This is a genomic window from Actinomadura verrucosospora (assembly GCF_039540335.1).
GTDB lineage: Bacteria > Actinomycetota > Actinomycetes > Streptosporangiales > Streptosporangiaceae > Spirillospora > Spirillospora verrucosospora.
Genome location: NZ_BAABEV010000005.1, coordinates 162968 through 176643, shown reverse-complemented (window position 1 = coordinate 176643; position 13676 = coordinate 162968). Strand labels below are relative to the sequence as shown.

Here is a 13676-nt window from a genome sequence, read left to right as displayed (position 1 = left end):
GGTTGCGTGCCTGAGCCCCAGTCCTGTCACGCGAGGGTGGCCTTGAGGTGGCGGCCTTGGGGAGTCGGATCAGTGAGGGTGTCGTCGTCGACGACGATCCGGCCTCCGATCATGACCGTTGTCGGGCGGCCTGTGAGGTGCATGCCCTCGTAGGGGGTGTAGTCGGTGGCCATGTGGAGCGCGCCGGCGGTGACCTGCCAGCGGGCGGACGGGCCCCAGATGGTGATGTCCGCGTCCGCGCCGGGCAGCAGGATGCATCAATTGACGTACTTCACCTGATGTGGTTCAGTTGAAGTACTTCAGATGCGGAAAGAGGTGTGGGATGCGTCAGAACCCGGCCCGTCGGGCCGCGCTGCTCGACGGTGCCATCGAGGTTCTCGCCCGCGAGGGGGCGCGGGGCCTGACGCAGCGCGCCCTCGACAAGGAGGTGGGGGTGCCCATCGGCACCACGTCCAACTACTTCCGCAACCGCGACGAGCTGCTCGTCCAGGCCGGCGTCCGCGTCTACGAGCGGCTCAGGCCCGCGGAGGGCGCGCTCACCGAGATGTTCGAGCAAGCACGGGACGCCGCGTCGTACGGCACGATGCTGCGGGAGAGCGTCGGCAGGGTCGCCGCCTTCCGATCCGGGCACCTGGCGATGCTGGAGCTTCGGCTGGAGGCCACCAGAAGGCCGGAGCTGCGCGCGCTGCTCACCGAGCGGGTCCGCGCCGACATCGATGAGAACGTCACCCTGCACGAGACCGCGGGCCTCCCCGGCGGCGCAATAGCCGTCCTGCTGATGTACCTGGCAATGAACTGGCTGATCGTTGAACAGCTCACACTTCCGGATGTCTTCACAGACGCCGAGCGCGACGAACTGGTCACTCAGGCTGTAGAGCGCATCGTCACTCCGTTCCCCACAGCCACGATGTGACACCCCGGGCGGGCCCGGCCCGACCGGCTACCCACCGTCCACGCCGACCGATCAACAAAGGACTGACTTGCGCAAGCTCGTGTACTTCATCGCCTCCACCCTCGACGGTTTCGTCGCCGGCCCCGACGGCTCCGACCCCACCGGCCCCGGCGGCTTCTGGTCCCCGTCCGAGGACTACGTCCAGCACCTCATCGAGGAGTACCCCGAGACCCTGCCGGGGCCGGCCCGGGCCGCGCTCGGTGTCACTGCCGAAGGCACCCATTTCGACACCGTTGTCGAAGGTCGCAAAAGCTATGAGGTCGGCCTCGCGGCCAACGTGACCAACGCCTACGCCCACCTCAAGCACCTGGTCTTCTCCCGGACACTGACCGAAAGCCCAGACCCCGGCGTCGAAATCGTCGCCGATGACCCGGCGGCGACGGTACGAGAACTGAAGCGCGATGGCGGCAAAGACATCTGGCTCGTCGGCGGCGGTGAACTGGCCGGCGCACTGTACGGCGAGATCGACCGCGTGATCATCAAACTCAGCCCGCTCACCATCGGCTCCGGCATCCCCCTCTTCGGACGGACCGCGGTCTTCGCGCCCAACGTCTGGGAGCTCATCGACCACACCATCCTCAACTCCGGAGCTGCCTTCCTTACTTACGACCGGGCCCCCGGCACTCCGCAGTCCTCCAGCAGGTAGAGGCAGGGCCAGCCACGACAGCCTGCTCCCGATGCCTGGCGACTTTGGCGGCCCTGCCTCGGCGATACCGCTTGTCAGCGCTATCGCGTGAGTAGGCGGTATCGCGAGCGGAGCCGCGCGGTAGCCAGCGCGGCTCCTCCAAAGCGCGGGGACGGCTTACCTGGCGGTCGGGGACACGTCCGGGGGTGGAGGGCCGTCTTGGCGAGCTCTCGGCGGCCGCGCCCGATACGGGGCGGGCACGGGCCCAGTTGGTCTGACACGGGGGCTCCACGAAGTTCGAGGTCGTAGCGGTCGCCGTGCAGGGTGCCGTGAGGCACTGTGATGGCATCCTGCTCGCATTGCTGCGTGCCCGGGTCGCGTCCGTCGCAGTGCTCACCGTCGGGGTGGAGGGTGACTGAGGCGCGGAGCGCGCTGGTCCCGGGGGCGGACTGCGAAGATCAGCCGAGCGTGAACGTCCTGGTGCGGATACGGCGTCAGCTGGGAGGGTGTGCCTCATGGAGGACTTGCGGGACGCCGAGCGCCGACTTCAGAGCGCGCAGCTTGCTGGAGACGTCGAGGCGCTGGACCGGCTGCTGGATGATCGGCTGATCTTCACCTTCGGTGCGAGCGTTCAGACCAAGGCGGACGACCTGGAGGCGCACCGCACTCGGGCGCTGGTGATGACGAAGGTGGCTGAGGAGGAGTTGACCGTACTCGCCGATGGGCGCACCGGGGTGACGTGGTTTCTCGGCACCGTCGAAGGGACCGCCTCCGGGGCGCCGTTCGCGGCCAGGATGCGCTACACCCGTACTTGGCTACACGACGAGACGCACGGCTGGCGAATCATCGCCGTGCACGCCAGCACAGCCGATTGACATAGCCGACACGTTGAAGAGCGAACCGCACACCGGTAGACGGCGGTAAGAAGCTGTTTTCGAACCCTCTGCGAGGCTGATCAGCCTCGCAGAGGGGTGAACATGACTGCCCCTGATGCGCGAGGCGCGGGACGCCGGGCGCCCTCCCGGATGGCTTATGTCATGCCTCGGGTCTCGTGGCGATGCTGCGCATGCCTGCGGGCGGGATTTTTTCGACCTACACCGTCGCGCGTGGCCTCCTGGAGACTGCGGCCCGGGGCTGGAACCGGATATCGACATGCTGGGGCGCGTCCGGCGGCATATGGGCGAACGGCTCCACAGCCTCAACCAGGTATCCGGAGCCTACTGGGGGTCGGCCACGGGCGAGGCGGCCCGTGATGCCGTCAGGAGGTTGTCCTGGCGGCGTGTCGGCGCCGGGCACCACTGGAAGGTAGGTCGTCGCAGTGATCCGGTCAGGGGCGACCCGACAAGGGAGAGCAGACTTTAGACGGCAGTAAGTTGTCGATCATGAGGAAGACCGGGAACGATCCGACAGCGCTCGGCGTGCAGGGCACCGTCACCTACCGCCTTGCTCGACCCGAGGACGATCAGGTCCTGGCGAAGCTCGATGGGTCGTTCACAACAGACTCGGTGTTCGAAGTGGTCGAAACGGGCGAGGGCTTCACGCTTCGCCAGACTCCCGTGATCCCTCCCATCCACAAGGTCTTCCCAGCCGATGAGGACACCAAGGACGACCGCGATCCCGAGCTGAGCCAGACGGTGGTCGCCTGCAACGGCGACGAGCTGTGCGGGTTCGTAGAGAGCTCCTTCGAACCGTGGAACAGGCGACTGACCATCTGCGACATCGAGGTCGCGCCAGCGTGGAGGGGGAGGGGGCTGGGACGAACCTTGATGAGCCACGCCTTCGACTTCGCCGAAGCGCGGGGGGCCGGGCATGTATGGCTTGAGGTCAGCAACATCAACGCCCCCGCGATCAGCGCCTACCTGCGGATGGGCTTCGTTTTCTGCGGGCTGGACACCAGGCTCTACGACGGGACCGAGTCGGCCGGCGAGCAAGCGATCTTCATGGCGCGACAGATCCACTGACCCGTGCCGCCCGAGTGCTCACCGGCAACGACTTCGCCGCCCCACCGACGAGGACTCTGCGCTCAACACGAGCGCCGCCAGGACGCGGACATGCTGGAGTCCCACCGGTCGATCGCGCAAATCGCCGCCGATCTGGGTACCTACAGCGACGACCCGCCCAACCTATGCGCCGCATGATCCGCAACGAAACCGCTAACCCTCATGTGACCAAGCCTCACCCTGGATGCGTCACCACGCGGCCTAGCAGGCGATCTCCATCTCCTTGAGAGGTCGCGCCGACCGGCGAACAAGTGATGCTTGACCGAGCCCGACGAAATCCCAAGGGCATTAGCCGCCTCGGCGGTCGTGAAGTTCAGAAGATAGCGCAGCACGACTCGGTCCTGCTTCGCCTGCCAGGAGGCTCGATCGTCCCCCAATGCGCGCAATGATGATCATTGATTGCTGGCGTATGCCGGGTGGCGGGCGGCGGTCGCTCAGACGGGCGGCATCAGATCGCTCTCGCTGATGGTGTAGGTCAGCAGGGGGTAGGCGAAGTCCGTTTCGCTGTTCTCACGGCGCCGCAGCCGGTAGAACTCGCGCCTCTGCTCCTCGTCGGCCGTCGTGAGGCGCGCTCCCTGCGGGAGATAGACGTGTCCGTCGCGAAACCGGACGACGGTCTTCGACGTCCGGAAGGTCACACCCAGCCACGGGTTGTCCGTCGGCGGGGCGGACGCGTCCAGCACGATCCTGTGCTTGAATCGCCGATTCGAGTCGACGGAGAACGCGACGACACTGTTCTCGACGAGGGGCATCTCGAACGTTCCGCCACCGGAGACCTTCGATTCGAAGATCAGCTTCCTGCGCGGGTTCCCTTCGGGACGCTCGTAGCAGGAGAACACGGCGATGAACGAACCGTCGGCCAGATCGAGGGCCTGGTCGGAGTGGCCGCCCATCGTCTTGTAGGCGTTCGTGTAGCTCTCGATGAGAGCGTTGTTGAAGGCGACCGGAAGCGCCGCACACTGCTGGATCCGCTGCGCCAGCCGTTCGTGCACCGGCCGGAAACGCTGCGCCGGACTGCTGTAGCGAGTGGTGGTGCGCACGAGAGGCACGCCGCCCGCCTCGTCGATCCTGGTGAGCGTGGCGCCGCGCCGCCCTTTTCCCACGTCCTCGAGGCGAGCCGACGCGGACAGTTCTGCGAAGAGATCCGTTTCGGCCGGCAAGGTGCACGAGAAGATTTCATCGGAGATGTCAGATGCGGGGGGCAACGTAGTCTCCCTTGTTCATGCTGAAAAGGAACCCGTCGCCGTAGTCGACGAAGGACGTGGTCCTGTTCTCCTCGGCGTACAGCCCGCGCAGCGCGTTCATGCCCTCCGGCGTCGGCGGTTCCAGCCTCACCAGTCCCTCGTCCAGCTTGAGGAACGTCTGGCCTTCTTTGTGGACGGCCTCGGCGCTGGAGCAGCGCACAACGTAGCCCAGGCGGGTCGGAAGCAGCCCGGCGTCCAACGCCGAGGGTCGGATCTCGTGCGTGTAGAGGCGGTTGGTGGACAGAGGCATGAAGAACACGGAGCCGGGGTGGAGAGTGAGGGTGAACTGCTGGGGGAGCGCGACCCCGTCGCGTTCCCCGGTCGGCTCCTTGAGGCGAAAGTGGAGCCTGGTCAGCCCGCTGGTGCCCTTCACGCCGTAATCGAAGGTGTCTTCGGCGAGAGGGCGCAATCGGTCGAGCCGGTCATAGAAGGTGCAGAAGGCCATGATGCCGTTGACGGGCATGTCCTTGGTCTTGTCGGCATGAGCCGAGATCTTGGCCTTGGACTGCTTGCGCTCGGTCGCGGCGGGAGTGTTGTGGTAGATCTGGGCGAGGACGTGATTCAGCGGCGCCTGGTTCTGGAAGACGGCGGCGGCCTCGCCGTTCAGGGCCTCGACGATGCTCGTGTCGGTAGGCCGGAAGCCCTCGGTCGGCCCCGAGAGGTTCGTGGAACAGCGGAGCAGGCGGAAATGCAGTCCGTCGCTTCTTTGGGTGACGGGCGTCAGATAGATTCCGCTGCGATGGGCTGTTCCAGGTTTCGTGGACTCCGTCAAAGACTGGAACTCGTGCTCCGCGCGGATCCGGTCGAAGTAATCGCCGTCGAGGTCGAAGAAACGGCGGTAGTACACACCGGCGCCGTGGACACGGAGGGGAAGCCTGCCGAGGCCGACGGGGACCCAAGGTCCGTCGGCGCCCTCGCGGTAACCGTGTGACAGCTCCCGGACGACGAACACCCGTGCCGCCGCGTACAGCCGGCGGCCGCTGATCCCGGAGACGTCGCCGCACAGGTAGACGGTCTTCTGCGCAAGGTCGAGCGAACCCGAGGCAAGGTCCTCCGGCGTGATCGTTGAACCGAAGAAGCCTCTGATCGAGTCATCGTCGTGCAACGCCGCAGGTGCGACCAGGACGTTCCCCGCGTCCTCGATGCGGGCTTCCGTCGGCTCCTTTGCGTGCATTAACTCTGACCTACCATTCGCACCCTGCGCCACGAACCCGCAGAGCCGACCGGATGCCCGCCGGTCCGTTCGCCCATTCCATGAACTTCCGGACAGTAGAGCAGGCAAGGTTATCACCCTAAAGCCGACCCTGCCCTGGTCGTAGGGCGACCACCTCCTCGAGGTCTTTTCCTCCTACGAAGTCATCTCATTTGGCTAGTCGGCGGTGGCAGATGAGGGTGGCGGCGATGGCGACGAAGGCCAGGAAGTGCTCGGGCTTACGTTCGTAGCGGCGGTGCAGTCAGCGGCAGCCACTCAGCCAGGACCGTCCGCTCCACCACCCAGCGGTAGCGCCCGAGCCGGTCGGAGGACTCGATGCCACGGCGCGCGATGCGCGGGGTGATGCCCCGCCTGCGTAGCCAGCGCCGCAGGTCGGCGTGGTCGTGGCCCTTGTCGCCGTGCAGCTTGGCCCACACTCGCGCGGTCGTCCACTCGGTGAAGCGCCGGTGCGCCGTAGGACCCGACGGCCCGAACACCGACGGCAACTGCTGCCACCTACGGCCAGTGGTGGCCACGAAGATGATCGCCGCCAGCACCTCACGACCCCCGTACCGGCGCCGCCCGCCGCCCTGCGGCCTCGTCGGAGCGGGCGGAGGCCATCCATAGGCCCGCGGGCGAGGGAGCTACGGGGTGCACGCCCCCTTGCTGTCGGCGACCCGCAGCCTCAGTGTCGTGCCGTAGTGCTGGCGCATGCTCTGGCCGGCGGGCGGGTCCTGGGTGCAGACGGTACGTTCCAGATGCGAGCTGTCGTCGTATCCCTCGGTCACGATGGGCTCACTGCTGACGAGCGGGAAGCCGAGCCGCAGGGCGGCTTGCTTTGCGTCAGTGCCGGTCTTGCCGACGAAGTTGGGCACGACGGGCCAGGTGGTCACGCGGCCGTCGGGTGGGCAGGACACCTGCGGGGGCAGGAAGCCAAGCTCCACCTTCTTCCCTTGAGGGTCCTCGACCTGCGTGCAGACGACCCAGGTACCGGAGTAGGACTCGCCGTCGAACAGGTGACCGTCGGGCAGGGCCCTGAACGCGCTGGTGTAGGCGGGCCAGGAACGCTGCAACTCGCTGCTGACGGCGTCGAGCGTCTTTCCCCTGAAGGAGGGCAGTACAGGTGAGGGACGCTGCGATTCTGCGCCGCTCCCCGCGCTTCCTGCGGCGGAATTGCTGTCGCCGCCCGAGCAGGCCGCAAGGCCGAGCACGGGCACCATCAGCAGACCGAAAGCCAAGGGCCGGATCCCCACCATGTGCCGCTCCCGAACATGATCAGACATGAACGCGGTGATCGTAGCCGTCTCCCCGCCGCCGCGCAGACTCTCCGGCACTCGCCCCGATAGATGTCGAGGCCGCTGAGGCGCGGGCGCAGTTGTGGGGGTGCCTGGGTGGTGCCTAGAGCCCGCCGTCATCGAACCGTTTTCAACCCGGCCCGCTACGCGAGGCGGCCATCGGTGCCCAGCGCCGGGCTGGCCGCGTGGTGGCCTGGGTCGGGCGGCCCGGGGAGCTCCGCAGAACCCACGGAACCCACAGAAGGCCCAGCAGCCGGGTCGGTGGACGGCGGGGAGGTTGGGTCCTCCCCGCCGCAAATGCGGAGTCAGCCAGGTCACTTCCTGTGCTGACTGATCGCAGCGCCGACGCCGGCGGCCGTGACCATGGAAATGCCGATCCAGGACGCCCAGTTCAGCTGTTGACCTGCGATCAGTCCCAGGATGGCACCGCACGCAGGTTCGGCGGGATTCAACAAGGCCACGGCGAAGGGGCGGATTCCCCGCTGCCATGCCACGTTGGATAACACCGTCGACAGGAAGGTCAGCGCCCCTGCCGCCAGGAAGATCAATAGATCATTCCTGCCTAGACCGAAGACCGCGTCTGACCCCTCCCATAGTGAAGCCAACACGAACATAAGGAGAATATTAGGGATTCTTGCCAAAGTCGTGCAGGTGGTGATGTCGCTCTTCTTGATACTGGACATCATTTTCATGCCGACCAAGAAATTCGCCGCCAAAACCGCAACGACAGCGAATCCCCAGTAGTTGATCTCGCCCTCCCAGGAGGGTGTGAGCACGACGACACCAGAGAAACCCGCCGCCGGCCACGCCAGGTCCCGCCACCGGCGGGACCTCAGGATCTCGATGGTGACGAGCAGCATCGGGCCTCCGACATAGAAGGCCGCCAGCGCGATCCCGAGGGGCAGCATGCGGATGGAATACTGGAATGAGACGAACCCCACGCTAAGGCAGAGCCCCAGAATCAGCGCCGATCGCCAGATCGGCCAACCCGCCCGCAAAGACGGCCTGTACGTGATCAACAATGGCGCGATGCCGACTATCGCGACCCAGAGGGCAGCCGTGAACGGGCCGACCCTGCCAACCAGTCCCAAGGCGATCTGAACGGTGCCCGCCGTCACACCCAGGGCAATTGAAAAAATCAACGCAAAAACTGCAATATTAGAATTCCTTGGGAGTTCTGCTGCGCACATGCACCTCTCCCCCTTCTTGTTTGAGTTGCCCCCACATCCTTTTGATGCAGGCATAGAAGACCGTCCGTGTTCACTACGGAACGGCAAGTGGATACGCCGTCTCGGTGCCTGCTCTACCGGACGGGTCGCACCGTGCGCCTGCCGGCCCCGTGTTTCCAGGGCCGACAGGTTCGCGGTCCAATTTCATTCCACCCGGAGCGGAGTGCCTACGGATTCGCGGTCGTCCGAACCATGGAAGGCGATGGACCTTTCCGCTGGTCGGGAGCCGGAATCAGATTTTGGGCAGTGTGAGGGCCGAATGGGCTTGGGAGACCTCCGAAGTGCTCCGAGCCCGACTGCCTGACGGCGGTTCCTCGATGAGCTCGGGGAAGATCCGGTCCATGGCCGTCGCGTCCACGTCCGTCGCGGGCCTGATCTGCTGCCGGTAGACCTTCTTGGTGACGGTCGTGCTCTTGTGCCCGATCAGGCGGGAAATGTGCTCGATCGGCACGCCGCGGTCCGACTCCCGCGGCGTCCGCTGCTCGGCATAGAGGCCGGCCTGGGCGATGGCGCGTCGGAACTCCCGCCGGACGTCCCCAGCGTTGAGCTGCGCGCCGGCTCGGGGCGCGAACGCTAGGCCATCGCGTGCTGACCCGCTTGGCCTTGCGGCTTCCGCTGCGACGGTCGACCGTGCCGAGATACAGCCAAAGTAGGCTACAGATTGTGACGATTCAGAGACGCATTGTCCTTGTGGGGGTCGCTGGCCTTGTCGGCGCGGGGGTCTGCGCGTCGGCTACCGCGGCTGCCTGTCCTCTGACGTGGAATTGCTGGACTTCGCCGATCTGGGCAAGTCGGCCATCATTCGTGAAGTTCTCGGTGAGGCACGCGGCGGGTCGGTGGTGAGCATGCACCCCGGCCACACTGGAACGGTCGAGGCGTTGGCGGCGGTTCTGGACGGCCTGCGTCGGCGTGGGCTTCGGGCGGTGACCGCCTCTGAGCTGGTCCGAACATGAAGCGCCGGTGGGCACCGGCTGTGACCGCCGGGCTGCTGGTCGCAGGGTGCTCTTCAGCTGGGCAGCCGGGCGGTGCTGATTCGCGGAAGCTCACGAGTCACGCTGTTGCCGGCCCGCTGACGTCGCCGACGGACCTCTACGAGCACGACCGGCCGGGCATGCTCAGCCCACAGGTGCGGGACCTGCCGGCGCGTGTGTATGTGCCGAATTCACAGAGCGACGACGTGATCGTGCTAGATCAGAAGACGTTCACACGGGTGGGGCGGTTTCGGGTCGGCCGTAAGCCGCAGCATGTCGTCCCGTCCTGGGACATGCGGACGCTGTGGGTCAACGACAACGACTCCAACGACCTTGTCCCGATCGACCCGCGCACCGGCCGCCCGGGCAAGCCGGTCTCGGTCGACGACCCCTACAACATGTACTTCACGCCGGACGGCCGGTCCGCGATCATCATGGCGGAGCGGCTGCAGCGCATCGACTTCCGGGACGCCCACTCGATGCGGCTGCGCAAGCACGTGGACGTGCCGTGCCGCGGCCCCAACCATGCCGACTTCTCGGCTTCGGGGGACTTCTTCCTCACCGCGTGTGAGTTCTCCGGCGAAGTGCTGCGCGTCGACACCCGTGGTCAGAGGGTCACCGGCGTGCTCAAGCTGGCGAAGGGCGCGATGCCGCAGGACGTGAAGACCTCTCGCGACGGCCGGACGTTCTACATCGCTGACATGGCCTCCAACGGCGTCTGGACGATCGACGCGTCGACGTTCCGCGTGACCGGCTTCATCCGTACCGGCAAGGGCGCACACGGGCTGTATGTGAGCCGTGACTCGACCACCCTGTACGTCACCAACCGGGCTGAAGGCTCTATCTCCCTGATCTCGTTCAAGACGGGGCGGGTAGCGCGGCGATGGCGGCTGCCCGGTGGCGGCTCGCCCGACATGGGTGGGGTGTCGGCCGACGGGCAGGTGCTGTGGCTGTCGGGTCGCTACCACAGCGAGGTGTACGCGATCTCTACGGTCACAGGCCGGTTGGTTCGCCGCATCCGTGTCGGTGACGGCCCGCACGGTCTGTGCGTGTTTCCGCAGCCTGGCCGCTACTCCCTTGGCCACACCGGCGTTTTCCGCTGAACATGGACGTCCGCCCTGGCCGAGCTCGTCCTCGGCTTTGCGGCCTACGCGGATATCACCTACGGAGAGGCATGAGCGTAGCCGCGTTCGCGAGGTCCTAGCCGTCAGGGGCTGGCGATCCGGCGGAGGGCGTCGGCGTATCGGCGGACTGCCTGCGCCGGGAGCCGCCCGGCGGGGAGCTCGACCACGAACGCGCTACTGCGGACGACGGTGTTCTCCCAGCCGGTGACACTGCCTGGAAAGTGGGTGAGCGAGCGCAGCGGGAGCCCGACGTCGCGGGCGAAGCGCCGCTCGACGTCCTTGGGTCCTTCGGAGTCATCGACGACGGCCAAGTGCTGGTGGAACCAGATGCCGATGGTCGGGCGGATCCGCCGGATGAGGTCGGCGGCGTACCGCGATTCCGGCTCTGAGAGTGGCCGGGGGCCGGAGTAGTTGACTGAGCCGCGCGAGTCGATCGGTCGCCACCCGGCTGGGAAGTTGCGGTTGAGGTCGACGCCGTGCGCGTTTCCCCGCGTCCGGGACGCCATCCCGTCCGGGTTGAACGTTGGAACAACCCACAAGTTCGTGTCCGTCGGCCCGGTTCTGGCGGCCAGTGCATGTGCCACCGGCACGCCGGCCTGCTCGTCTCCGTGCAGGCAGCCGACGACCAGCACTCGTCGAGCCGCTCGCGGGTTCCCCAGTTCGACGGCGACGATCGGGCGTCCCTGGACGGATCTGCCCAGTAACACCGTCCTGCGGGCCTCATATGTCGCCGCCGACCGACCGGCTTTCCCGGGCCTGCTGCACGCTGCCGAGAAGATCAGAGTGTTGAGGAGGGCAAGTCCAACGGCGAGCAAGATCGTCGGCCGCCGACCCGTCATGAAGTGTCCCCCCCAGACATGTGCCTCGACTGATCTGGGGGACGCAATACCAGATACCCAAGTCGCGAATAGTGACACTTTGAATGCATGTAGTCGCCTAAGTGGCATGACGCTGTGCCAACCGCCTCGTGCCCGTGGGCAGGATGGGCGACGGGAGCCCTCGTTTGTTCGATCGGACTGAAACAGCGTAAGAGCCGACGCGCCACGGCGCCCGCCGGCGCCCGTGCTCGCCTTACTCGCGTTCGGATGCGCTACGGCGTTGACGGCCCTCACCGTGGATGTCGCGGCCGGTGAGGCGGGTCGGTGGGAAGCGCCGGTCCACGCCTGGTTCCTCGGGCACCGTCTCGGGCCGGTGACCGTGTTGATGGAGACGGTGGCCTGGCTGGATTCGAGGATGCTTTTGGGGCGTCGCGCGCTGGCTTGGCAGATCGTCCGGACAAGGCGCACCGGCGCCGTCCGCCGATACGGCGGAGGCGCCGGACTCTGGGTGGTGCCGGGGGAGTGGTCTCGGTGGCACGCTGACCGGGGGGCAGGGTGGCGTGGGCCACGGCAAGCGCAACGAGCTCAGCTCACCGGGCGCGGACGTCAGCTTCCGGCTGTGCGGCGGATGTACAGGGTGAGCCGGATGCTCCCGAACCGCCTTGAGATGGTCGCTCGGAGGCCTTTGTCGTTCTTGAGGATCGCGAGATCGCGCGGAGACGCTGCGCTGCGGTACCGGTGATCGTGGGGGAGTATCTGGACGAGCCAGATCCGGGACTCGGCTGCCAGGGCCGACCGGAAAGAGCCGGGCTGCAGGTTCGTCTCGTGGTGTTGCAGGGCCGTCGTGTTCAACCGGGCGAAGGCGTCGGCGTAGGCGGTCGCGAAGGCCTGCCGATCCGCGGGCAGGTACAGGACCGCGTCCCCCGGGTGCGAGTGCCGCCGAAGGGCGGCGGCCAGAGAGCGCAGGTCGTCCGGACGGCTCCGCGGTTCACGCTCAGCGAGTTGGGCGGGGAGCGTCACCAGCGCCAGGACCGCCAGCACGGTGACCGCGGCCGCTACGGGGAACCAGGATCGGCCAACAGGCAGCCGCCCGACCACGGTGTCCAGCGCTACCCCGCCCAGCAGCGCGAGAGCGCAGACGGAGTAGAGGATGTATCGGGGGTGATAGACGGGATGGACCTGGGACACGCCCCACGCCAGGACGAACGGTAAGCACATCCACGGGACGGTCAGCGCGGCGGCGTTGCGATGATCGCGAACGAGCAGTCGCGCCGTCCCCACCACGACGGCCGCCACCAGCACGAGCAGGAGGACGCGTCCGCCGCCGGTGACCCACAGGCCGAGGCTGTAAAGCGCCCTGGTTCCGGGGCGCTCCAACCAGGACACCTGGGCGGCCTCTTGGCCGCGCGCGACCACTGCGAGCGGTGACACCAGGAGTACCGCAGCCAGGGCGGCCAGCCCCCAGCTCGCGCGGTGGCGGCGCCGCCACTGGGGATGCCTCCACATGCCGACGGTCGCGGCGTGGGCGGGTAGGAGGAACAGCGCGTAAAGGTGAAGCCAGCCCACCAGGCCCATTGTCGCCGCGTACGCGGCGTACCATCTGATCTGGGGACGCGAATCCTGCAACGCCCGGACCAGGAAGTACGTGGCCAGGACGGCGCCCGCGCTGACCATCGCGTACTGGCGAGCCTCCTGACCGTACCGGCTGGTGATCGGCAGCAGGCCGTACAGCAGCCCGCCGTAGAGGCCCGCCTTGGCCGAGTACAGCCGCCCGCCGATGGCGGCGATCCCCATGGCCGCCACGCCGGAGGCCACCGCCGAGGGCGTGCGGGTGATCACTTCGCTCGTTCCCAGCCTGGTCACCAGGTGCATCAGCAGGTAGTACAGGCCGTGGACCGCGTCGATGCGGGAGATGAAGCTCGTCAGCGCGCCGAGCCCGCCGCGCCCGACGGTCACGCTGACCGACTCGTCCCGCCAGTACGAGGGCACGCTGATCCGCCACATGCACATGCCGAGCGTGACCACCCCTGGAATCACCAGGTACGGCCACGTCGCGGCACGATGCCCCGCAGTGTCGGACAGCGCGGTGGTCGTGCTCTGAGTGCCGGTCGGCGCCATGTCTCACCCCCCGTCGACCGAGTCGAGGACGTCAGGAAGGTCTTCACCATTTGTCACGACCCCTAACCGAAGGTCGCCGCCAAGGGTCCCAGGGCGCCGTTCAGGGCG

General features: G+C 67.0%; 15 protein-coding genes and 1 pseudogene. 6 read left to right on the top strand and 10 right to left on the bottom strand.

The window, feature by feature from the left end:
* Window positions 1-26 precede the first annotated feature (26 nt).
* Window positions 27-173 carry a hypothetical protein gene (locus ABD944_RS08210; protein ID WP_345174006.1) on the bottom strand — a complete coding sequence of 49 codons (147 nt, stop codon included), beginning with the start codon at window positions 171-173 and terminating at the stop codon, window positions 27-29.
* 149 nt (window positions 174-322) lie between these two features.
* Here ABD944_RS08210 and ABD944_RS08205 point away from each other — a divergent pair, with 149 nt between their 5' ends.
* The 4 genes from ABD944_RS08205 to ABD944_RS08190 all read left to right on the top strand — a co-directional run bounded on the left by ABD944_RS08205 (window position 323) and on the right by ABD944_RS08190 (window position 3538).
* Window positions 323-913 carry a TetR/AcrR family transcriptional regulator gene (locus tag ABD944_RS08205; RefSeq protein ID WP_345174004.1) on the top strand — a complete coding sequence of 197 codons (591 nt, stop codon included), beginning with the start codon at window positions 323-325 and terminating at the stop codon, window positions 911-913.
* Window positions 914-980: 67 nt separating this feature from the next.
* On the top strand, window positions 981-1598 hold the full coding sequence (locus tag ABD944_RS08200) for a dihydrofolate reductase family protein (RefSeq protein WP_345174001.1): 618 nt from the start codon (window positions 981-983) through the stop codon (window positions 1596-1598).
* A gap of 494 nt (window positions 1599-2092) precedes the next feature.
* On the top strand, window positions 2093-2452 hold the full coding sequence (locus ABD944_RS08195; protein WP_345173999.1) for a nuclear transport factor 2 family protein: 360 nt from the start codon (window positions 2093-2095) through the stop codon (window positions 2450-2452).
* 507 nt (window positions 2453-2959) lie between these two features.
* Window positions 2960-3538, top strand: coding sequence for a GNAT family N-acetyltransferase (locus ABD944_RS08190; protein ID WP_345173997.1), 579 nt, complete (start codon window positions 2960-2962; stop codon window positions 3536-3538).
* 140 nt (window positions 3539-3678) lie between these two features.
* Here ABD944_RS08190 and ABD944_RS42405 read toward each other — a convergent pair whose 3' ends face one another.
* The 7 genes and pseudogenes from ABD944_RS42405 to ABD944_RS08160 all read right to left on the bottom strand — a co-directional run bounded on the left by ABD944_RS42405 (window position 3679) and on the right by ABD944_RS08160 (window position 8988).
* Window positions 3679-3909, bottom strand: coding sequence for a sigma factor-like helix-turn-helix DNA-binding protein (locus ABD944_RS42405; protein ID WP_378191327.1), 231 nt, complete (start codon window positions 3907-3909; stop codon window positions 3679-3681).
* Window positions 3910-4011: 102 nt separating this feature from the next.
* Window positions 4012-4782, bottom strand: coding sequence for a hypothetical protein (locus ABD944_RS08185; RefSeq protein ID WP_345173994.1), 771 nt, complete (start codon window positions 4780-4782; stop codon window positions 4012-4014).
* On the bottom strand, window positions 4766-5995 hold the full coding sequence (locus ABD944_RS08180) for a hypothetical protein (protein ID WP_345173993.1): 1230 nt from the start codon (window positions 5993-5995) through the stop codon (window positions 4766-4768). The genes ABD944_RS08185 and ABD944_RS08180 overlap by 17 nt, the downstream gene beginning before the upstream one ends.
* A 187-nt stretch (window positions 5996-6182) precedes the next feature.
* Window positions 6183-6627, bottom strand: a pseudogene (locus tag ABD944_RS08175) (transposase); the annotation flags it as partial.
* A gap of 30 nt (window positions 6628-6657) precedes the next feature.
* The gene (locus tag ABD944_RS08170; RefSeq protein ID WP_345173991.1) at window positions 6658-7296 is read right to left on the bottom strand and encodes a PASTA domain-containing protein; all 639 of its coding nucleotides are present in this window, start codon (window positions 7294-7296) and stop codon (window positions 6658-6660) included.
* A gap of 326 nt (window positions 7297-7622) precedes the next feature.
* The gene (locus ABD944_RS08165) at window positions 7623-8498 is read right to left on the bottom strand and encodes a DMT family transporter (protein ID WP_345173988.1); all 876 of its coding nucleotides are present in this window, start codon (window positions 8496-8498) and stop codon (window positions 7623-7625) included.
* A gap of 271 nt (window positions 8499-8769) precedes the next feature.
* Window positions 8770-8988: a hypothetical protein gene (locus ABD944_RS08160; RefSeq protein ID WP_345173986.1), complete on the bottom strand. Its 219-nt coding sequence runs from the start codon at window positions 8986-8988 to the stop codon at window positions 8770-8772.
* A gap of 307 nt (window positions 8989-9295) precedes the next feature.
* On the opposite strand from ABD944_RS08160, the gene ABD944_RS08155 reads away from it, so the two are divergent.
* Together ABD944_RS08155 and ABD944_RS08150 are read left to right on the top strand one after the other, a co-directional pair.
* Complete coding sequence (locus ABD944_RS08155) at window positions 9296-9490, top strand: polysaccharide deacetylase family protein (protein WP_345173984.1); 195 nt, start codon at window positions 9296-9298, stop codon at window positions 9488-9490.
* Window positions 9491-9510: 20 nt separating this feature from the next.
* Window positions 9511-10611 carry a YncE family protein gene (locus ABD944_RS08150; RefSeq protein ID WP_345173983.1) on the top strand — a complete coding sequence of 367 codons (1101 nt, stop codon included), beginning with the start codon at window positions 9511-9513 and terminating at the stop codon, window positions 10609-10611.
* A 104-nt stretch (window positions 10612-10715) separates the two neighbouring features.
* Here ABD944_RS08150 and ABD944_RS08145 read toward each other — a convergent pair whose 3' ends face one another.
* Complete coding sequence (locus tag ABD944_RS08145; protein ID WP_345173980.1) at window positions 10716-11471, bottom strand: DUF2817 domain-containing protein; 756 nt, start codon at window positions 11469-11471, stop codon at window positions 10716-10718.
* 585 nt (window positions 11472-12056) lie between these two features.
* Window positions 12057-13568, bottom strand: a complete 1512-nt coding sequence (locus tag ABD944_RS08140) for a glycosyltransferase family 39 protein (protein ID WP_345173979.1) — start codon at window positions 13566-13568, stop codon at window positions 12057-12059.
* Between the last annotated feature and the right edge of the window lie 108 nt (window positions 13569-13676).